Here is a 1135-nt window from a genome sequence, read left to right as displayed (position 1 = left end):
CCGCGCTGAGGTGTGCTTCCCTCGGTGAGCATCCGAACGCGGGACATGCCGCGGTCGATAGTATCCGGATCAATTCTGGTCATGTCGATTCCCCTAATCATCTGTCCGATCGGTGCCATCGTCGAAGTAGCCTGGAAGGCTCTGATCCGGCGGGGTGTTCGATGAGTTGCCTTCGTCGAGCTGGCGCATCCGTCGCCGGTAGTCCCAGCCTGCGAAGCCACCCGGTCCGTAATCCTTGTTTGGGTCTGATGGGTTGTCTTCGGGCCCGATCTCGCGGAAGAACCTGTTCGCCACGTTTCCCCTAGCCCTCACCTGCAGTCTCGCCCTCATACTGCTCGGCGATTCTGGCGTTCAGTGCGGCGATCGCGGCGGACACGCGCTGATCGTGTCCCTCCTTTGCCCGGATGGGGCTGGCGGCAGTGAGCTCCTCGACTCGATGCTGGAGGTGAATCCGCTTGGCCGCACCGAATCCGAAATCCTTCGCATACCCTGAAGCTCCCTCGTTGGCGGCCATCTCGAGCGTTTGTTTCGGATCCCACCCCTCGGTCACGAACCCGAGATCCTGGCCCAATTTCCGGCCGCGGTCCTCCAGGAGAAGGCGCTTGCGTTCCCTCTCTTCGGCGAGGGAAATGAGGACGCCGCTCGCGGTGACGACAGCCGCGTAAGCCTCTTGGAGTGGCCGGAAGTCTGAGTTCAGGAATTCGCGCCGGTCGGATTGCCAGGCCTCGATATCGCATTGGCGCTGTTTCTCCAGGCGGTCCCGCTCGATGTTCTCGGCTGCTTTGCGTCGCAGCCCGAGGAACTCGAGCTTCTCGCGGATCTTGCCGAGCATCGACGGAGTGACCTTGTTATCGCCGCTGATGACGCGCTGCTCAAGTTCTGCAAGCTCGGCCTTCGCGTCGTTGATCTCGGCGTCAACGCCGTAGACGGTGAGGTCGTCTGTCATGGTTGCCTCCTAGGTAATGTGGATGAATTGTTGAATCATGTTGTGGCACTTATTATCTCACAACTACATGCCACCTTTCATAATTGCGATGTTGGCCACGCCGGACCCACGGTCGATGTCGACCTGCACATTGGTCGGTGCCGGGTTCTCGGCCGCCTCTCGGATCGCCTCGAGCTGCTCGACGATTAC

General features: G+C 60.6%; 1 protein-coding gene. It reads right to left on the bottom strand.

Going from position 1 to position 1135, the window contains the following annotated elements:
- Positions 1 to 301: 301 nt before the first annotated feature.
- Positions 302 to 946, bottom strand: a complete 645-nt coding sequence (locus tag I0Q12_RS29805; protein WP_197257391.1) for a hypothetical protein — start codon at positions 944 to 946, stop codon at positions 302 to 304.
- Between the last annotated feature and the right edge of the window lie 189 nt (positions 947 to 1135).

Origin of the sequence: Rhodococcus sp. CX, from assembly GCF_015865005.1 — a bacterium.
In the GTDB taxonomy this organism is placed as follows: Bacteria; Actinomycetota; Actinomycetes; order Mycobacteriales; family Mycobacteriaceae; genus Rhodococcus.
This window is presented reverse-complemented; position numbering and strand designations above follow the sequence as displayed.